The sequence below is a fragment of the Curvibacter cyanobacteriorum genome (genome assembly GCF_028649475.1).
GTDB classification, from domain to species: Bacteria; Pseudomonadota; Gammaproteobacteria; order Burkholderiales; family Burkholderiaceae_C; genus Curvibacter; species Curvibacter cyanobacteriorum.
In genome coordinates this window covers 24474-43609 of sequence record NZ_JAQSIP010000002.1, presented here as the reverse complement: position 1 = coordinate 43609, position 19136 = coordinate 24474, and the positions used below count along the sequence as shown (strand labels likewise).

The window sequence follows — 19136 nt, the reverse complement described above, 5'->3', positions numbered from 1 at the left end:
GCTCACTTGCCCGCGTGGGGCAGCGGCTTGTCGCCCAGCGGGGAGTGGCTGTGGGCGTTCTCGCGCGCCAGCTCGGCCTGCAGGGCTTCGAGTTCGGCTTGTTCCTCGGACTCCTTGACCATGACGAGTTCGGCCTCGCTGAGCTGACCGCTCAGGGCGCGCACCATCTGCAACAGCAGCAGCAAGGCGGCGCAGACCGAGAAGAAGACGCCGGAGGCGTAGAAGATGGCCACCGACAGGCCGGAGACGGGGGCTTCGACGTCCCAGTTGATCTTGGCCTGCTGCAGGCTGCCGTCAAAGAACAGCCAGGTGATGAACAGCATGAGCAGATGGCCGAGCACGAGGCAGACCTTCTTGCCGAGCACGGGCAGGCGCGAGACCAGCATGTCGGTGCCCAGGTGGGCGTTTTCCTTGATGGCGACGATGGCGCCGAGGAAGGTGATCCAGACAAACAGCCAGCGGGAGATTTCTTCGCTGATGGCGATGCCGGAATTGAAGCCGTAGCGCATGACGACGTTGCCGAAGACCAGCACCACCATCACGGCCATGGCGGCCGCGATGGTGACGTTGAGGAACTGGCAGTAGCGCTCGATCAGTTTGTTGAGCATGGACTTGTCTCCTGTGGGAGGTCGTTCGCCTCCCTGTGGTGCGGGGGTCTCAGGCGGCGGCTCCGAAGAACCGCCCCAACCGCCCTGACCAGCCCCCGCGGCACCGGCCAAGGATGGGCCCCGCTCAGAGCGTGCGGTCGTGTAGCAGGCCGCGCTGGGCCAGGTTGCTGATGAAGGCGCGCAGGCCAAAACGCCACGGGGCCGCGGTCTCACTGTGCGTGACGCGGTTGTGCAGCGCCCCCAGCCACTCGCTCTGGATGGTCACCACATCGCCCAGCTGGTGGGTGAAGCCACCACCGGGCTGGTCGCGGTCTTCGATGGGGGCAAACAGGGTGCCCAGGAACAGCATGAAGCCGTCCGGGTACTGGTGCGCCGCCAGCGTCTGGGCCACCAGGTCGCTGGGGTCGCGGCTGATGCTGGCCATGGTGTTGACGCCGCGCAGCTCAAAGCCGTCGGGCCCCCCGGCCACACGCAGGTGCACGGTTTCGTTGCGCACCTGGTCGAGGCCGTAACTGGCGTCGAACAGGCGGATGAAGGGGCCGATGGCGCAGGACGCATTGTTGTCCTTGGCCTTGCCGAGCAGCAGCGCGCTGCGGCCTTCGATGTCGCGCAGGTTGACGTCGTTGCCCAGGCTGGCCCCGACGATGTCACCTCGGCTGTTGACCGCCAGCACCACCTCGGGCTCGGGGTTGTTCCAGGCCGAGTCGGCGCGGATGCCGATGTCCTCGCCCGAGCCCACCGAGGCCAGCACGGGCGCCTTGGTGAAGACCTCGGCGTCGGGGCCGATGCCGACTTCGAGGTACTGCGACCACAGGCCTTTCTCCTGCAACAAGGCCTTGAGCGCCTGCGCTTGCTCGGAGCCCGGGCGGATGTCGGCCAGGCTCTCGCCGATCAGCCCCACCACCTGGCTGCGTAGGCCTTGGGCACGGCTCGCGTCGCCGCGGGCCTGCTCCTCGATGACGCGCTCGATCAGGCTGGCCGCGAAGGTCACGCCCGCGGCCTTGACCACCTGCAGGTCACACGGGGCCAGCAGGCTGGGTCGGCGCTCGTCGCGCTGTCCGGGCAGGCTGTTGGCCAGCAGCTCATCGACGCTGCACAGGCGCAGGCCCGGGGTCTGGCGCGCGGCCTGAGCCGGGTCAGCCTGGTCGAGCAAGGTGCTCATGGTCGGGAACTGTGCGCTCAGGTCAAACACGCCCTCGGGGCGCAGCGTCACCACGCAAGGACCGGCCACGGCGCTGGCGGCGGCGGGTTGCCAGACCCGCCCCACCAGGGTGCCGGTGAGGCCGTCGCGGGGCAGCAAGGAGGCGGGGCTCAGGGCCAGCGGGGTGGAAGTGTCAGTGGAAGCAGTCATCGGGTTTCTCGGGCCAGGGGCTCAGTGGTTGTGGCGGGGCGTGACGTCGGCGATGCGGCGGAACTGGAGCGCAAAGTCCAGGGTGGCGCCGTCGACGAGTTGGCCGGTCTTTTCGCGGTACAGCGCCTCCCAGGGCGAGTGGCTGGCCGGGATCGGCGGGGCGGGCAGTTCGCGGCGGCGGCGCTCGATCTCTTCCGGCGCAACCAGCGCGTCGCAGCGCCCGGCCGACAGGTCGATGCGGATCAGGTCGCCGCTTTGCAGCCAGCTCAGGCCACCGCCAACCGCGCTTTCGGGCGACACGTTGAGGATCGAGGGGCTGTCGGCGGTGCCCGACTGGCGCCCGTCGCCGAGCGTGGGCAAGGTGGTGATGCCGCGCTGGATCAGGGCATCGGGCGGTTGCATGTTGACCACCTCGGCCGAGCCGGGCCAGCCGATCGGGCCGGCACCGCGCATCACCAGGATGCAGTCCTCGTCGATGTTCAGGCTCGGGTCGTTGATGCGGGCGTGGTAGTCGTCAGCGCCCTCGAACACCACGGCGCGGCCCTCGAAAATGCCTTCCTGGCCCGGGCGCTGCAGGTAGCGCTCGCGGAAGCGCTGCGAGATCACCGAGGTCTTGAGGATGCCGAAGTCAAACAGGTTGCCGCGCAGCACCAGGAAGCCCGCGTTCTCCATCAGCGGCTGGTCGAACGGCTTGATGACCTCGCGGTCGCGGGTCTCGCGGCCCTGCAGGTTGTGGGCGATGGACTGGCCGGTGACGCTGAGGCAGTCGCCGTGCAGGCGGCCTGCTTGCAGCAGCTCCCACATCAGGGCGGGCACGCCGCCGGCGCGGAAGAATCGCTCGCCCAGGAACTGGCCCGCCGGCTGCATGTTGAGCAGCAGCGGCAGGCGGTAGGCGTGGTCGGTCCAGTCCTGCGGGTGCAGCTCGACGCCAGCGTGGCGCGCCATCGCCATGAGGTGCACCTGGGCGTTGCTGGAGCCGCCCGCGCAGCTGATCACGGACAGTGCGTTGAGGAAACTCTCCCGCGTGAGGATGCGCGAGGGGCGCAGGTCCTCATAGGCCATCTCGACAATGCGGCGCCCGGTTTCATAGGCCATCTGACCGCGCTCGCGGTACGGCGCCGGGATGGCGGCGCAGCCTGGCAGCGACAGCCCCAGGGCCTCGGCCACGGCGTTCATGGTGGACGCTGTGCCCATGGTGTTGCAGTGGCCCGCCGAGGGCGCGCTGCTGCAGGCGCGCTGCAGGAATTCTTCTTCGTCGATCTCGCCCGCGGCCAACTGGCGGCGGCTGCGCCAGATCACCGTGCCCGAGCCCACCAGTTGGCCGTCGTGCCAGCCGTCCAGCATCGGGCCGCCCGACAACACGATGGCCGGGATGTCCACCGTGGAGGCGGCCATGACCCCTGCGGGCGTGGTCTTGTCGCAGCCGGTGGTCAGGACCACGGCGTCGATCGGGTAGCCGTACAGGATCTCGACCAGGCCCAGGTAGGCCAGGTTGCGGTCCAGCGCCGCGGTCGGGCGGCGGCAATTCTCAAAAATGGGGTGGACCGGAAACTCCAGCGGGATGCCGCCTGCGTCACGGATGCCGTCGCGCACGCGCCGGGCCAGGTCGAGGTGGATGCGGTTGCACGGCGACAGGTCGCTGCCGGTCTGGGCGATGCCGATGATGGGCCGGCCCGAGCGCAGTTCTTCAGGGGTGAGCCCGTAGTTCATGAAACGCTCGAGGTAGAGCGCGGTCATGTCCGAGCGCTCGGGGTCGGCGAACCAGTCGCGGGAACGGAAGGGGCGGCTGGGTTTCTTGTCCATGGTGGTCGAGGCAGAGTGGCTAAAAAGGGGGACAAAAAAGCCGGATCCCGAGGCACACGCCCCACGACCCGGCCCATGAAAAAATCAGCCCCCGCAGGGGCTGGGTGGCGGGCTTACTTGGCGGCGGCTGGGGCGGCCGGGGCGCTGCCGCGCACCTTGGCCAGCTCGCTCATCAGCTCACCGGTGGTGTCTTCGCCGAACTCCTTGGCGTACTTGGCCAGCACCGGCTGCAGCTTGGTGCGCAGCTTGGCCTGCTCGGCGGGCGGCAGTTCGGTGACCTGCATGCCGACCTTCTTGAGTTCGGCCAGGGCCTTGTCGCCAAAGGCGCGGATGGTCTTGCGCTCGTACAGGGTGGCTTCGCGGGCCGCTTCCTGCACGATCTTTTGCTCTTGGGGCGACAGGCCGTCCCAGGTCTTCTTGGACATCAGCACGGCCCAGGCGCTGTACATGTGGCGCGACAGCACCAGGTGCTTCTGCACTTCGTAGAACTTGCTGGCCAGGATGGTGGCCGGCGGATTCTCCTGGCCGTCCACCGCGGCTTGTTCCATCGCCGAGTACAGCTCGGTGAACGGCATCGGGGTGGCGTTGGTGCCCAGGGCGTTGAAGGTGTCAAGGAACAGCGGGCTTTGGATCACGCGCAGCTTCAGACCCACCAGGTCGTCGGCCTTGTTGATCGGACGGCGCGAGTTGGTGACATGGCGGAAACCGTTTTCCCAGTAACCCAGACCGACCAGGCCCTTCTCGGGCAGCTTGGCGAGCAACTTCTGGCCGAAGGGGCCGTCGAGCAGCGCGTCGGCTTCTTGCTCGTTGTTGAAGGTCAGGGGCAGGTTGAGCACGCCGAAGGGCTTGATCAGGGACATCAGGGTCGAGGTGTCGGGCACAGTCATCTCGAGCGTGCCACCGCGCAGCGCCGAGGTCATGCTGACGTCGTTGCCCAGGGCGCCGCTGGCGTACAGGCGCGCCTGCATCTTGCCGCCGCTCTTGGCCGACAGTTGCTCGGCAAAGTACTTCACGGCCAGGGCCTGGGGATGGTCCTCGCTGAGGCCGATGCCGACCTTGAACACATGCTCCTTGATTTGGGCAGAGACCGGCGCTGCCAGGGCAGCCAGCACCGTGGCAACCACGGCAAGGGATTTGAACTTCATGTTTGTCTCCAATGGAATAACGGCTTGCGATGGATCAGCCCACCGGCCACACGCGGGACCGTTCAGCGGTCCTCTCGACGCAGCCATGAGGGTAGGCAGCAGCGCCCCCGGGGTCCACTGAAATTTTTGCTACGATCCATTCCAGTTACTTATGAGTTCAGAACTTTCAACGGGTAAACCCTTGTCCATTGCCCAGGCCGTGGCCCGCCTGCGCTTTCGGCACCTGCAGTTTCTGGACATCCTGGGCCAGACGCGCAACCTGCGCCTCACGGCCGAGCAGATGCACATCACCCAGCCCGCGGCAACGAAGATCCTGATGGACATCGAGGACATCCTGGAGTCGCGCCTGTTCGACCGCCTGTCCCGTGGCATGCGGCCCAACGAACTGGGCCTGTTCACGCTGCGCTACGCCCAGGGGGCCTTGGCCGGGCACCGTCAATTTGTCGATGAGTTCAATGCGCTCAAACAAGGCGGCCACGGCCACCTGAGTGTGGGCGCCATCACTGGATCGGCGGCGCATTTGCTGACCGCGTCGGTGGCCGAAATCCAACGCCTGCGGCCCCTGCTGGTGGTCAAGATCCTTGAGCAGAGCAGCGACCAGCTGATCGTCTGGCTGGCCGAGCGCAAGATCGACCTGATGATCGGGCGCTTCACCCAGGAAGAACACCGCGCGCAGTTCCAGTACGAGCGCCTGTCCAATGAACAGCTGCAGGTGGTCGCCGGGCTGAACCACCCTTTGCGTGGCGCCAGCGACCTGCAACTGACCGAGCTGGCCCGCTGGCCCTGGATCCTCTACCCCACCTCGACCGCGGTGCGCAAAGTGTCGGACGACATCTTTGGCAGCACCGGCCTGGCGCCCACCTCGGGCGTGGTGGAAACACCGTCCTTTTTGTTTGCGTTGGAGCTGATGCAGATCACTGACATGCTGTCGCTGCAACCAACCGCGCTGGTGGACAAGTACGTGGCCAAGGGGCTGCTGGCCCGCGTGCCGGTGGAGCTGCCCGACCGCATGCCGGACTACGGCGTGATCACCCGCCTCGATGAGAACCCCACGCCGTCGGCACAGGCCTTCATTGAGGTGTTGCGGGGCGTGGCTGGCGTGCGGCCGGAGCCGCCCAACGACGAGGGCGGAACGGTCAACAGGCTGGCTTGACGACAGCGGCCAGCAATAACCTAGGGTTATGCTTTAGAAGCCAAGCCAAGCGCGCTGGCAGCCCTCACGCAGGCCCTGCCAGTGCGCCGAGGAGGGCCTCGCGGCAGACCGCCAAGACCTCGTCGGCCAAGGGCGAATCGTCTGGGCAGGCACGCGACAGGATGATCGCGCCCACCGCCGTCGAGAGCATGTTCAAGGACCTGGCGCGCGATTCGGGGGCCGCGCCGGGATCGGTGTCGGCGCCAGCGTTCAAGGCCTCCAGCAGGCTTTCGACGCCGGCCGCAAAAGCGGCTCGCACGGCCTCGGGCTGACGCGCCGCGTCCCCCCCCAAGGCGGCCAGGGTGCAACCCGTTCCGCGCCCGTCGCGGTGCTCACGGGACAAATACAGCCTCACGAAGGCCGCCGGATCCACCCCACCGCCCGTCAAGGCCACCGTGCGGGCGATGCCGCAAGCCGTGGATTCGGCGATCAAGTCGGTCTTGGAGCCGAACTGCTTGTAGAAGCCGCCATGCGTGAAACCCGCTGCAGCCATCAGATCCGCCACGCCAACGCCGTCGTAGCCGCGCTCACGGAACAACTGGGACGCGGTTTCCACCACATGGGCCCGATTCGCCTGCGCTTGTGCCTTGGTGACTTTCATCGCTTGTTTGCCTCGTGGTACTGCGGTGCGGCGATTCTATATTGATGTCGATCATCATCAAAGTATTGACTTTTTAGATTACGAACATCATCATTAATACCTGGTGACACCGCACCCGCGGTGCACCCTGACCACGAACACCGGCCGCCTCAGGCGAGCCAGAACGCGGCCAAGTCCACTCAACTTCGACCCCCATCGGCACCCTGTGCCAGGAGCAAGACCTCATGACCACCCTCCCCACTGTCCTCGTCACCGGCGCCTCCAGCGGCATTGGCGCTGTCTACGCTGAGCGCTTCGCCCAGCGCGGCCACCCTTTGGTGCTGGTCGCGCGCGACCAGTCCCGGCTCGATGCCCTGGCGGCTGGCTTACGCCAGGCCCACGGGGTGCCGGTCGAGGTGCTGCCGGCCGACCTCACACAGCCGGCTGACCTGGCCGCGGTCGAAACCCGCCTGCGCGAGGACGCGCGCATCGGCATCCTGATCAACAACGCCGGCATGGCCCAGTCCGGCGGCTTCCTGCAACTGAGCGCAGCCGACATCGACCAGCTGATCACCCTCAACACCACGGCGGTGGCCCGGCTGGCCGCCGCCGTGGCACCCCGCCTGGCACAGGCCGGCACGGGCGCCATCGTGAACATCGGCTCCGTGGTGGGCCTGGCGCCCGAGTTCGGCATGACCTTGTATGGCGCGACCAAGGCCTTCGTGCTGTTCCTGTCACAAGGTTTGAACGTGGAGCTGTCGCCCAAGGGGGTCTATGTGCAAGCGGTGCTGCCGGCGGCCACGCGCACCGAGATCTGGCAGCGCGCCGGTGTTGACATCAACACCCTCCCTGAGGTCATGGAGGTGGGCGAGTTGGTCGACGCAGCGCTGATCGGCTATGACCGCCGCGAACTCGTCACCATCCCGCCACTCCATGTGGCCCAACGCTGGGACGCCCTGGACGGCGCACGCCAAGGCCTGCTGTCGGACATCCGGCAGAGCCATGCGGCCGACCGCTACCGCGCCCAGGCCTGAGCCAGGCACCCGCCCCCTTGGAGCCCTGCAATGCACCACCTCGTTTTCAAATCAACGTGCCTTGCGCTGGTGCTGTCTGGCGTCCTGGCCGGGGCCAACACCTCAGCGGGTGAACCCCCAGCCAACGGCGGGCTGGGACGGGTGGCCCAGCAGGCAGCAGGCGAGACCTGGAAGAACGTTCCAACGCGCCAGGTCACGGCCGGCGACGTGCGCTTCGCCTACCGTGAACTCGGCCAACACCACGGTGGCACGCCGGTGCTGCTGCTCGCCCACCTGGCCGCCGTGCTGGACAACTGGGACCCGCGCATCGTCGATGGGCTGGCCGCCCAACACCACGTCATTGCCTTCGACAACCGGGGCGTGGGGGCCTCCACCGGCGCCCCGGCCAACACGATCGAACAAATGGCCGACGACGCCCTCCGCTTCATGGACGCCAAGGGGCTCCAGCAGGTCGACCTGTTTGGCTTTTCGATGGGCGGGATGATTTCACAAGAGATCGTGCTCAAGGAACCTCAACGCGTGCGCAAGATGATCCTGGCAGGCACCGGCCCCGCCGGGGGCGCGGGCATCAGCACGGTGGCGGCGGTGGCCAACTGCGACCTCGTCCGGGCCACGCTGACGGGCCAGGACCCGAAGCAGTACCTCTTCTTCACCCGCACCGCCGAAGGCATCCAATCCGGCCAGGCCTTCCTCCAGCGCTTGCAGGAGCGCACAGACCACCGCGATGCCCCCATCAGCCTGTGGGCCTATGTGTCGCAGCTGCAGGCACTGGCCGCCTGGGGACAGAAGCGCCCGGCCGCCCTCTCGGTCATCCAACAACCGGTGCTGGTGGCCAATGGCGAGGACGACCGGATGGTGCCCACGGGCAACTCACGCGACCTGGCGCAGCGGCTGCCCCATGCACAGCTGATCCTCTACCCGGACGCCGGGCACGGCGGCATCTTCCAGTACCACGAAGACTTCGTGCCCAAGGCACGGGCCTTCCTGTCCCACTGAGCACCGCGGCGGGGCCAGCCCCCCCTCCGAGACCCCAAGAACACGAAAGCAGACATGAAAGCACTCACCTTCCAACGCTACGGCAAGTCGCCCGACATCGGGTTCAGCGAGGTGGCGCCCCCCACGCTGCAGCCAGACGAGATGCTGGTTCAGGTCCACGCCGCCGCCTTGAACCCCATCGACAACCTGGTCACGGCAGGCACCTTCAAGCCGATCCTGCACTTCACGTTTCCGGCGACCCTGGGCAGCGATCTGGCGGGCGTGGTGGTGGCCGTGGGCCGCCGCGTGACGCGCTTCAAACCCGGTGATGAGGTCTATGCCAGCCTGTTTGACTCGGGCAAGGGGTCTTTGGCCGAGTTCGCGGCCGTGCCAGAAAGCGCGGCCGCGCTGAAGCCACCCCACCTGGATTTTGTGCAGGCGGCGTCGATTCCCATGGTGGCGCTGACCGCGTGGCAAGCGCTGACGGAGCGCCTCCAGCTGCGCCCTGGCCAAAAGGTGTTCATCCCGGCGGGCTCGGGCGGCATCGGGACCATGGCCATCCAGCTGGCTCGCCACCTGGGCGCCCAGGTGGGCACCACGGTCAGCGCGGGCAACATCGGGCTGGTCAGCAGCCTGGGCGCCAACGAGATCGTCGACTACAAGGCGCAAGACTTCTCGCAAGTGCTGCGCGGCTACGATGCCGTGCTGGGCACCGTCAGGGGCGATGCCATCGAAAAGTCACTGAACATCCTCCAGCCTGGTGGCCGGATCGTCTCGCTCGTGGGCCCGCTCGATGCCCGCTTTGCCGAAGCCAGAAAGCTCAATGTCATCCTGAAGCTGGTGTTCGGCCTGATGAGCCGCCAGATCATCCAGCGGTCTCGACAAAAAGAGATCGACTACGGCTTTTTGTTCGTGCGCCCCGATGGCGCACAGTTGGCTCACATCGGCGCGCTGCTGAGCGCGGGCAGCCTCCGCCCGGTCATCGACAAGGTCTTCCCCTTCGACCAGGCCCAGGCGGCCTTGGCCTATTTGGCGCAGGGGCGGGCCAAGGGGAAGGTGGTCGTCCAGATCCGGTGAGGGGGCGCGGCCCGCATGGCCAAAACCTGTTCGGCGGACTCGCGAGCACGGCCTGAAGGCGGTTGACAGCCACCAGACTTCATGCGCCGCGCCCATGGCGTGCAACGCGCCCGCCTCTCCAGCGCGGGAACGCGCAACGAGACCGATGCTTCAATGGCTTCTGAGCGATCACAGAGCGATGTTTTCCCGCCTTGGCCACCCCGCCATCGCCACCACACAATCACCCGCCCATGGGCGTGCACAGCTCGACCAGGGTGCCGTCCGGGCAGCGCAAGTAGGACACCACCTGGCCCCAGGGCTTCTGGCTCGGGGCGGCCAGCTCCCGGGCCCCGGCCTGCAGCGCCCGCGCATGGGCGGCCGCGACATCGGAGGTGACCAGGCCCAGTTCCATGCCCAGGGGTTGGGCCGACTCGGAGGCCGCCACGTGACCGCCCTCAAAGTGGGCATGGCCCAGCGCATGGTCGGCAAAGGCCAAGGTGGTCTCGCCCGTGGCCAGCTCGCCGTAGGTGCCTGAGTCGTGCAGGAAACGGCGTGTCAGGCCAAAGGCCTGCTCAAAAAACGCCAGCGACGCAGCGACGTCGGGCACGTAGACGATGGTGTAGCCAAGTTTCATGGGCAGTCCAGGGTTCCAAAAATGAAGGGGCAGGCGGTCGGCGGAGGGGCTGGCGCGCCACGGCCAAGCCGCATGGTACCCAGGCCCGTGCCGGGGCCGCAGCCCAGCACCGCCTGCCGACCCTGCCCACCCCGGCGTGCCACGCCTGGTGGGTGCCGCGCGCCGTGTCAGCGCCTGGGCTCAAGGGGGCGGGTTGGCTTGCAAGCGGGTCTGCCGGTAGACCCCCGGTGCTTGGCCAGTCCAGCCCTTGAAGGCGCGGTGGAAGGTGCTGGCCTCCGAAAACCCAAGCCGGTTGGCAATGTCCAACAAGGTCAGCTCGGGCTGGTGCAGGTACTCGATGGCCGCGTCGCGCCGCAGGTCGTCCTTGATGGCCTGGTAGCCCTGGCCCTCGTCGCGCAGGCGGCGGCGCAGGGTCTGGGGCGTCATCGCCAGGTACTCGCTGACGAATTCCAGCGACGGCATCTCGCCACTGAGGTGGCGCCGCAGCAGGCGGCGGATGCGCTCGGTCAGGCTGGTCTGGTCGCGGTATTTGATCAGCAGGCTGGCCGGGGCCTGGCGCAAAAACTCCTCGAGGCTTTGCGGGTTCTGCACCACCGGCAGGTCGAGCCAGCGCGCGTCGAAGCGGAAGCCGACCCAGGGGTGACCATAGACCACCGGGGCCTGGAACAGGCGCCCCGCGTCGCTGCTGTAGCCACTGTCCAGGTGCCGGTACATGACCTCGCTGACGGGGATGCGGCGCGCCACCAGCCACGAGGCCAGGCCATAGGTGAAGAAGCAGAAGGTGCGGTCGGCGTAGCCGCGCTCGGGGTCGCGCGGGCTGGTCGACACCAGGCGCACCGAGGCCTGACCGCCCTGCACCACCAGGCGCGGCACAAAGTCCGACAGCAGCGGGTGGTAGTAGCGAAAGCCGGTGCGCAGCGCCTCACCCAGCGTGCGGCAATGCACCAGCAGGCGGCACACCTGGCTGAAATGGCCCAGCCGCACCGGTTGGCTGCACAGGGCCCAGAGTTCATCGCGGGTGTGGCGGCTCAGCAGTTGGATCAGCGCGGCGTACTGCGCCTGGGTGACGCGCGACAGCGGCGACGCCAGCAGGGCCGGCACGATGCCGGCGCGGCGCAGCAGGCGTTGCGCGTCGCCGCCGCGGGCCACAAACCCCTGCAGGATCTGATTCACCTGCAGGATGGCGATGGTGTGGCGGGTGGTGACCTCTGGCGACATCAGTCGAGTTTAAGTCCCAGTTCCTGCACAAACACCTTCTCACGCGCGGTCTGCTCGGCCGCGAAGCGGCTGTAGTCCTCGGCGCTCAGGTACATCGGCACCTGGTCGTTCTGCTCCAGCGCGCGCGTGAAGGCCGGGTCGCTCATGGCCTTGCGGAAGGCGTCGTGCAAGACCTTGACCACCTTGGGGTCCATGCCCTTGGGGCCGGCCAGGCCGATGGGCGAGTTGACCACGATGTCGTGGCCCAGCTCACGCAGCGTGGGCACCTGGGGCCAGCGCTTGAGGCGCGCGTCCCCCAGCGTGGCCAGCACGCGGGCCTTGCCCGACTCGGCCAAAGCGCCCCAGCCCGGGTCGGAGATCACCATCAGATGCCCGCCCAGCAAGGCGGCCGTCTCCTCGGCCATGCCCTTGTAAGGGATGAAGTTGAACTGCACGCCGGTGGCGCGGGCCAGCCGCTCCATCGCGATGTGGCCCCCGCTGCCCTTGCCGGTGCTGCCATAGGTGATCACGCCAGGCTGGCGGCGCGCGTCGGCCAGCAAGTCCTGCAAGGTCTGCCACGGGGCGTCCTGGCGCACCACCAGGCCGTTGGTGTAACCGGTCAGGCAGATCAGGTAGGTGAAGTCGGCCACCGGATCGAAGGTGACCTTCATCATGTGCGGCAGTCGGAACAGGTTGGCCGCCACCAGCGAGATGGTGTAGCCGTCGGGGGCCGCGGTCTGCGCCATGGCGGCCGGCCCCAGGGTGCCACCCGCGCCCGGGCGGTTGGAAATCAGGATCGGCTGCCCCAGCTCACGCGAGGCCGCCTGGGCCAGCGCCCGCAGCTGCACGTCCGTGGCGCCGCCCGCCGGGAAGGGCAGGATCAGCGTGATCGGTCGGCTCGGAAAGCCCTCGGCCGCCAACGCCGGCGCCGGGGTGGCGGCGCCCCAACCCAGGCCCGCAGCCCAAGCCAGCCCCGCGGCCTGCAGCAGGGCCCGCCGGGGGCGTGACGGCGCACGCCGCAGCGCCGCCGGGGTGAAGATGGTCCGCATGGTGATGTCTCCTTGTGGTTGAAAACCCATCCCCCCGGGCGCAGGCTCTGTGGCGTGCTGACCCGGGGGGTTCCAAATCCCGTCAGGCCACGGCGCCCTGGGCACGCAGCGCCTCGCGTTCGGCGGCGCTGTAGCCCGCGGCGGCCAGCAGCGCCTCGGTGTGCTCCCCCGGCGCGGGGGCCGGGTGCCGCAGTTCAAACTCAAAGCCGGTCATGCGCACCGGGCAGGCCAGTTGACGCCCCCCGCCCGCCATCGGCAGCACCATGCCGCGCGCGGCAAAGTGGGGCAGCGCGAGCGCCTGCTCGAGCTTCAGGATGGGGGTGACACAGCAATCGACCTCGGCCAGGCGTTCGGTCCACCAGGCCAGGGTCTGGGCCCCGATCAGGGCCTGCACCTCGGCCCGCACCACCTCGCATTCGGCCGCGCTGGCCGGCTGGTGCTGCCCTTGCAGGTCGGGCCGCCCCAGTTGCAGGCAAAACAGGTCCCAGAACTTGCGCTCCAGCGCCGCCACCGCCAGGTGACCGCCACAGGCCGCGGTGTAGAGGGCGTAGCACGGCAGGGCGCCCGTCAACTTGCCCTGGCCCGGCGGCTGGGTGGCGCCGCGGCTGTTGACCGCCGCCATCGGCAGCACCGCATGGGCCAGCAGCCCGTCGGCGACGGCGATGTCCACATGGCGGCCGAGGCCGCTGCGCTGGGCGTCGAACAAGGCCGCCAGCAGGCCCATCACCGCGGTCATGGTGCCGCCCAGCAGGTCGGCCACCGGCAGGTTGGACAGGGCCGGGGGCTGGCCCGGCTGGCCGATCTGCTCGGCCACGCCGGTCCAGCCCGCGTAATTGAGGTCGTGGCCGGCGGCGTCGCGCATCGGGCCAGTCTGGCCGTAACCGGTCAGGCTGACGTACACCAGACGCGGGTTCAGCGCAGCCAGGGCCTCGTAGCCCGCGCCCAGGCGCGCCATCACGCCGGGGCGAAAGCCCTCCACCAGCACATCGGCCTCGCGCACCAGGCGCTGCAGCACGGCCAGGCCGGCGGGCTGCTTGAGGTCCAGCCGCAAGCCCAGTTTGTTGCGGTTGACCAGCGCCCGCACCGGGGCGGCCGCGTAGTCACCGGCGCCGGTGTCCTCGATCTTGATGACCTCGGCGCCCAGGTCGGCCAGGTGCTGGGTGCACACCGGGCCGGGCAGCAGCCGGGTCAGGTCCAGCACGCGCACACCGCGCAGGGGCGCCCCCTGGGAGGCCTGGGGGGCCGGGCGGGCCGAGGGCGCCGTGGGGGCAGAAACGATGCTCATGCAGACAAGGCCTCCAGGGAATGCCGGACGGTGTCCGGGCGGGAAACCAGTCTAGGCAGGCGGGGGGCGTGGCGACAATGGCACGCCAGATCAATGCCATTGGCGGGAAAGTTCACAGCTAGGGGTTTTCCGTGGCGTCGCCTGGCCGTTGAGTCCCTGAAGCGGCCCGTATACTGATTTCATGCCCTCATCCGACTGCTGTCCGCGCCCCGAGGCGCTTCATTTCCGGGCCTGAGCCCGCTGCTTTGCCATGTCGGTTTTGGATCCCCGTTCAATCATCACCCTGTCTGGCCTGATGGGCCTGGTGATGGCCCTGGTGCTTTATTTCGTGCGCCGCAGTTACCCCCGCAAGCTGCAAGGGGGCCTGCGCTTGCTGGCGACGTCGCCGCTGGCCTGGTTTGCCGCCGCGCTGCTGTATGGCCTGCGCGGCCACGCGTCGGAATGGCTCACCGTGGTGCTGGCCAACCTGATCCTGCTGGCCGGCACCCTGCTGTTCTACGTCGGCCTGCAACACTTCTTCACGGGTCGCGCGCGCTGGAAGCTCTGGGCCGGTGTGGTGCTGGTCAGCACGCCGGTGGTGGCCTGGTTCACCATGGTGATGCCCGATTACGGGGTGCGCCTGCTGGTGGTGAACACGCTGCTGTGCGGGTTGTTCCTGGACCAGATCCGCTTCCTGATGCGCCAGCCCAGCAGCTTTGCCCAGCGTTTCACGCTGGCCGCGATGGGGCTGCAGACCTCGGTGCTGCTGCTGCGTTTGATCAGCGTGCTGGCCGGCCTGGCCGGCCACAGCATGATGGAGCCCGGCCTGCTGCAGGTGCTGTACGTGTCGTCGAACGCCATGGCCGTGCAGATGCTGACGATTGGCGCCGTGCTGCTGGCCACCGAGCGCCTGCGCCGCGAATTTGAGCATGTGGCCAGCCACGACTCGCTGACCGAGGCCCTGACCCGGCGCGCCGTGCTCGAGTTGGCCGACAACGAACTGGCGCGCCTGCAGCGCTACGGCGAGCCGCTGTCGCTGATGATGCTGGACCTGGACAACTTCAAGGACATCAACGACCGCCTGGGCCACCAGCAGGGTGACGCGGTGCTGATCGACTTTGCCAACCGCACCCGCGCCGTGCTGCGCCGCCCGGACCAGCTGGGGCGCTACGGTGGCGAAGAGTTCTTGGTGCTGCTGCCAGCCACCGATGCGCGGGCCGCCCGCGTGGTGGCCGAGCGGGTGCGCCAGGCCGCGCCCTCGTCCCCGCAACTGGCCTGCACGGTGAGCATTGGCCTGACCACGGCCCAGGGCCCCGACGACACCCTGGACGCCATGCTGGCACGCGCCGACAGCGCGCTCTACCAGGCCAAGCGCGAGGGCCGCAACCGCGTCTGCGAGGCCTGACAAGCCTCACCAGGGGCCCACCCGCCGGCCCGGTTGAACGCCAGCGAGCGAGGTCCAGCCGAGGCCCTCAGGCCTGCGACACCCCGGCCGAGGCAAAACTGGCCATCTCGGCCAGCACCAGGCACGCCGACTGCAACAGCGGCCAGGCCAGCGCCGCCCCCGAGCCTTCGCCCAGGCGCAGCCCCAAGGACAGCAGGGGCCGCGCCTCCAGTTGCTGCAGCATCAGCGCGTGTCCGCGCTCGCCCGACTGGTGGGCAAACACGCAACGCTGGCGCACTGTGGGCACCAGGGCACAGGCGATCAGCACCGCAGCGGTGGTGATGAAGCCGTCGACCAACACCACCCGGCGCTCGGCCGCCGCTTGCAGCACAGCGCCGACCAGGGTCGCCAGCTCGAAGCCACCCAAGGCAGCCAGGGCCTGGGCCGGGTCACGCAGCGCGGCGTGGCGGGCCATGACCTGCTCCAGCACGGCCACCTTGCGCGCCACGCCCGGCTCGTCAAGCCCGGTGCCGCGCCCCGTGCATTCGGCCACCGGGCGGCCGCTGCACCAGGCCAGCAACAGGGACGCGGCCGAGGTGTTGCCAATGCCCATCTCGCCCAGCAGCAGCACATTGCCCGGCAAGCCGGCCACCACCTCGCGGCCCTGGCGCACGGCCTGCAGGCACTCGGCCTCGCTCATGGCCGGGCCCAGGCTGGCATCGGCTGTGCCGGGGCCGACTTTGCGCACCAGCAGTCGCGCGGCGCCGGGGGCGGGCTCGGGGCGCGGGCCAAAGTCGTGCCGCACGCCACAGTCGACCACGGTCAAGGCCAGGCCATGCTGGCGCGCCAACACACTGACCGCGGCCCCACCGGCCAGGAAGTTCTCCACCATCTGCCAGGTCACATCGCTGGGGTAGGCCGACACGCCGCGGGCCGCCAGGCCGTGGTCGGCCGCGCAGACCAGCATCTGCGGCGACCGCAACTGGGGGGCTTCGGTGCCCAGGATCTGCCCCAGCTGCAAGGCCAGGCTCTCCAGCTGCCCCAGCGCGCCCACGGGTTTGGTCTTGTTGTCCAGCAGGTGCTGCAGGCGCTGGCTCAGCGCGGGGTCGCTCAGGTCGGCGACCTCGGGCAGGCAAGGGGTCAAGAAATTCAGGGCATCGGACATGGCAGTCGGAGAGGAAATCAGCAGGGCCTGCATTGTCCACCGAGCCAGCCCCCGCCCGGCCGGATCAGGTGCCCCCCCGGGGCCCACAGCCCCCAGTCCCGCACTGCCCCGGTCACGGCGACAATCCAGACCATGCCCGCTGCGACCCCGCCCCTGCCCTCCGCCTTGAACGCCCCCCTGCCCCGCCGCCCCGGCCTGCGCACCGTGCGCGGCCAGCTGACCCCGCGCCTGACCCTGCAAACCCTGGGCCGGGGTGACGGCCTGCTGGGCATGTGCCGCGACGGCGTGTTCGGCCCGCGCGGCGACAGCGTGACCGTGGTCTGGGTGGACTGGCTGTACCTGGAGGGCGAGCAGCTGCTGTGGTCCACCCCGGCCCCCCGGACCGTGCTGAACAGCCGCCCGCTGCCCACCGAGCGCCTGGTCGACGCCCAAGGCCAAGCGGTGCTGCTGCACCGCGACCTGGCCGCCGAGTCCCAGGCGGCCGACCGCGTGCGCCACCTGGGCCTGCGCCCCCTGCCGGCCGACACCTTGCAGTGGCGGGTGCCCGAAGCCGCCGACGCCGCCCTGCCCGGCGCGCGGGCCGAACAGCTCTGGACCCTGGTGCAGGAGGGTGACTTTGCCGACTGGTGGGCCGACCAGGTGCCCGCCCTGCAGACCGAGGGCTGGCGGGTGCTGCTGCGCCCAGGCTTTGCGCACCTGAGCGTGCCTGTGGAAGCCTGGCGCGTGCGCGTCGAGCCCGACACCGGCGAGCTGCTGGGCCACGAGGTGGCGGGCCCGCTGGGGGTGCGCGCGCCCGAGATCGGCCCGCTGGGCCTGCCGCCACGCCAGGGCGCCTGGTTCCTGTCGCTGGGCGTGGACATCGAGGGCGAAACCCTGGACCTGGCCCCGCTGCTGGCCGACCTGCTGCGGCGTGACGCGCGCTGGCTGCGCGCCGACGCCCTGTTCGGGATCGACGACCACGCCCTGATCCAGCTGCGCGCGCCCGGTGGGCGCCGCATCGAAGCCCCGGCCGCCCCTTTGAAGAAGATCGTGGCGGCCCTGCTGGACCTGCTGACCGACCCGCAGCGCCCCCCCGGCCCCTGGCGCCTGTCCCACTGGGACCTGCCCCGCCTGGAGGCCTTGCAGGACCCGGCGCTGGCGGCCCCCCAGGTGAGCCTCGGCGCGGCCGACGCGGGCCCGCCCTGGCATGTGCAAGGCAGCGAGGGGCTGGCGGCCTGGGTGGCGCGGCTGCGCCAAAGCGGCAGCCCGCCGCCCGTGGCCGCCCCCGCCGGCCTGGGAATCGCGCTGCGCCCCTACCAGCAGCAAGGCCTGGCGTGGCTGCAGTACCTGCGCGCCCAAGGCCTGCATGGCGTGCTGGCCGACGACATGGGCCTGGGCAAGACGGCCCAGACCATTGCCCACCTGCTGCTCGAAGCCCAGGCCGGCCGACTGACCCAGCCCGCCCTGGTGGTGCTGCCCACCTCGCTGATCTTCAACTGGCAGGCCGAACTGGCCCGGCTGGCGCCCAGCCTGCGGGTGCTGACGCTGCACGGCCCGCAGCGCAATGAACGCTTCGCCGACATCGCCCGGCACCAGGTGGTGCTGACCAGCTACGCCTTGCTGTGGCGCGACCTGGCCCGTTTGCAGCGTCAGCCCTGGCAGCTGCTGATCCTCGATGAAGCGCAGATGGTCAAGAACGCCGACAGCCGCAGCGCCCGCGCGCTGCGCCAGTTGCAGGCCGAACACCGCCTGTGCCTGACCGGCACGCCGATGGAGAACCACCTGGGCGAACTGTGGTCCCTGTTTGACTTTTTGATGCCGGGCTTCCTGGGCAGCGCACGGCATTTTCAGCAGCATTGGCGCAAGCCCATCGAGGTCAACGGCGAGAGCCTGCGCGCCCGCTTGCTGGCTGAGCGCCTGCGCCCCTTCATCCTGCGCCGGCGCAAGGCCGAGGTGGCGCGTGAGTTGCCCGACAAGGTCGAGGTCACCCTGCCGGTGACCCTGGAGGGCGCCCAGCGCGAGCTGTACGAGAGCGTGCGGGTGGCGGCCGACCACCTGGTGCGCCGCGTGCTGCACCGCCAGGGCATCGCGGGCGCCCAGATCAGCATCCTGGACGCCTTGCTCAAGCTGCGCCAGGTCTGCTGCGACCCGGCCCTGGTGCCCGGCCTGACCCTGCCCGCCAGCATGCCCAGCGCCAAGATGGAGGCGCTGGCCCAAATGCTGCCCGAGCTGGTGGCCGAGGGGCGCCGGGTGCTGGTGTTCTCGCAGTTCACGGGCTTGCTGGCACGCGCCGGCCAGACCCTGGACGCCCTGGGCATCGGCTGGCTGACGCTCACCGGCGACACCCCGCCCGCCCAGCGCGGGCCTCTGGTTCAGGCCTTTCAGGACGGACAGGCGCCCGTGTTCCTGATCAGCCTCAAAGCCGGGGGCACCGGCCTGAACCTGACCGCCGCCGACACCGTGATCCACCTCGACCCGTGGTGGAACCCCGCAGTGGAGCAACAGGCCACCGACCGCGCCCACCGCATCGGGCAGACCCAGACCGTGTGGGTGTACCGCCTGGTGGTGCGGGGCAGCATCGAGGAGCGCATGCTGGAATTGCAGCAACGCAAGGCCCGACTGGCCGAGGGCGTGCTGGGGGAGGACGGCCCGCAAGGCCTGAAGTTCAGCCCCGACGAACTCGACGGGCTGTTGCGCCCCCTGGCGCCCGACGCCTGACG

16 protein-coding genes are annotated in these 19136 nt (G+C 69.3%); 6 read left to right on the top strand and 10 right to left on the bottom strand.

Going from position 1 to position 19136, the window contains the following annotated elements:
• Positions 1 to 2: 2 nt before the first annotated feature.
• The 4 genes from PSQ40_RS03540 to PSQ40_RS03525 form a co-directional block, all read right to left on the bottom strand.
• Positions 3 to 608, bottom strand: a complete 606-nt coding sequence (locus tag PSQ40_RS03540; protein ID WP_273948890.1) for a TRAP transporter small permease — start codon at positions 606 to 608, stop codon at positions 3 to 5.
• 124 nt (positions 609 to 732) lie between these two features.
• Positions 733 to 1959, bottom strand: coding sequence for a fumarylacetoacetate hydrolase family protein (locus PSQ40_RS03535; RefSeq protein ID WP_273948889.1), 1227 nt, complete (start codon positions 1957 to 1959; stop codon positions 733 to 735).
• A gap of 21 nt (positions 1960 to 1980) precedes the next feature.
• Positions 1981 to 3762: an IlvD/Edd family dehydratase gene (locus PSQ40_RS03530; protein ID WP_273948887.1), complete on the bottom strand. Its 1782-nt coding sequence runs from the start codon at positions 3760 to 3762 to the stop codon at positions 1981 to 1983.
• Between the two features lie 113 nt (positions 3763 to 3875).
• On the bottom strand, positions 3876 to 4907 hold the full coding sequence (locus tag PSQ40_RS03525; RefSeq protein WP_273948885.1) for a TRAP transporter substrate-binding protein: 1032 nt from the start codon (positions 4905 to 4907) through the stop codon (positions 3876 to 3878).
• A 151-nt stretch (positions 4908 to 5058) separates the two neighbouring features.
• Here PSQ40_RS03525 and PSQ40_RS03520 point away from each other — a divergent pair, with 151 nt between their 5' ends.
• Positions 5059 to 6060: a LysR substrate-binding domain-containing protein gene (locus PSQ40_RS03520; protein ID WP_273948884.1), complete on the top strand. Its 1002-nt coding sequence runs from the start codon at positions 5059 to 5061 to the stop codon at positions 6058 to 6060.
• Between the two features lie 64 nt (positions 6061 to 6124).
• Here PSQ40_RS03520 and PSQ40_RS03515 read toward each other — a convergent pair whose 3' ends face one another.
• The gene (locus PSQ40_RS03515; protein WP_273948883.1) at positions 6125 to 6700 is read right to left on the bottom strand and encodes a TetR/AcrR family transcriptional regulator; all 576 of its coding nucleotides are present in this window, start codon (positions 6698 to 6700) and stop codon (positions 6125 to 6127) included.
• Positions 6701 to 6924: 224 nt separating this feature from the next.
• On the opposite strand from PSQ40_RS03515, the gene PSQ40_RS03510 reads away from it, so the two are divergent.
• Genes PSQ40_RS03510 through PSQ40_RS03500 form a run of 3 tightly spaced genes read left to right on the top strand, consistent with a single transcriptional unit; the run spans position 6925 to position 9765 of the window.
• Positions 6925 to 7713 (top strand): SDR family NAD(P)-dependent oxidoreductase, encoded by a 789-nt coding sequence (locus tag PSQ40_RS03510; protein ID WP_273948882.1) that lies wholly within the window; start codon positions 6925 to 6927, stop codon positions 7711 to 7713.
• A 30-nt stretch (positions 7714 to 7743) separates the two neighbouring features.
• On the top strand, positions 7744 to 8709 hold the full coding sequence (locus PSQ40_RS03505; protein ID WP_273948881.1) for an alpha/beta fold hydrolase: 966 nt from the start codon (positions 7744 to 7746) through the stop codon (positions 8707 to 8709).
• Between the two features lie 54 nt (positions 8710 to 8763).
• On the top strand, positions 8764 to 9765 hold the full coding sequence (locus PSQ40_RS03500; RefSeq protein ID WP_273948880.1) for an NADP-dependent oxidoreductase: 1002 nt from the start codon (positions 8764 to 8766) through the stop codon (positions 9763 to 9765).
• A gap of 220 nt (positions 9766 to 9985) precedes the next feature.
• Here PSQ40_RS03500 and PSQ40_RS03495 read toward each other — a convergent pair whose 3' ends face one another.
• The 4 genes from PSQ40_RS03495 to PSQ40_RS03480 all read right to left on the bottom strand — a co-directional run bounded on the left by PSQ40_RS03495 (position 9986) and on the right by PSQ40_RS03480 (position 13909).
• On the bottom strand, positions 9986 to 10378 hold the full coding sequence (locus tag PSQ40_RS03495) for a VOC family protein (protein WP_273948879.1): 393 nt from the start codon (positions 10376 to 10378) through the stop codon (positions 9986 to 9988).
• 180 nt (positions 10379 to 10558) lie between these two features.
• Positions 10559 to 11596, bottom strand: a complete 1038-nt coding sequence (locus PSQ40_RS03490; RefSeq protein ID WP_273948878.1) for an AraC family transcriptional regulator — start codon at positions 11594 to 11596, stop codon at positions 10559 to 10561.
• Positions 11596 to 12624, bottom strand: coding sequence for a tripartite tricarboxylate transporter substrate binding protein (locus tag PSQ40_RS03485; protein ID WP_273948877.1), 1029 nt, complete (start codon positions 12622 to 12624; stop codon positions 11596 to 11598). Before PSQ40_RS03485 ends, PSQ40_RS03490 begins: the two co-directional genes overlap by 1 nt.
• An 82-nt stretch (positions 12625 to 12706) precedes the next feature.
• Positions 12707 to 13909, bottom strand: coding sequence for a CaiB/BaiF CoA transferase family protein (locus PSQ40_RS03480; RefSeq protein ID WP_273948876.1), 1203 nt, complete (start codon positions 13907 to 13909; stop codon positions 12707 to 12709).
• Between the two features lie 250 nt (positions 13910 to 14159).
• Here PSQ40_RS03480 and PSQ40_RS03475 point away from each other — a divergent pair, with 250 nt between their 5' ends.
• Positions 14160 to 15293 (top strand): GGDEF domain-containing protein, encoded by a 1134-nt coding sequence (locus PSQ40_RS03475; protein ID WP_273948875.1) that lies wholly within the window; start codon positions 14160 to 14162, stop codon positions 15291 to 15293.
• 67 nt (positions 15294 to 15360) lie between these two features.
• On the opposite strand, the gene cobT is transcribed toward PSQ40_RS03475, so the two are convergent.
• A complete protein-coding gene (gene cobT / locus PSQ40_RS03470; RefSeq protein WP_273948874.1) occupies positions 15361 to 16437 on the bottom strand; it encodes a nicotinate-nucleotide--dimethylbenzimidazole phosphoribosyltransferase in 1077 nt (358 codons plus the stop codon).
• Between the two features lie 132 nt (positions 16438 to 16569).
• On the opposite strand from cobT, the gene PSQ40_RS03465 reads away from it, so the two are divergent.
• A complete protein-coding gene (locus PSQ40_RS03465; RefSeq protein ID WP_273948873.1) occupies positions 16570 to 19134 on the top strand; it encodes a DEAD/DEAH box helicase in 2565 nt (854 codons plus the stop codon).
• The last annotated feature ends 2 nt before the right edge of the window (positions 19135 to 19136 follow it).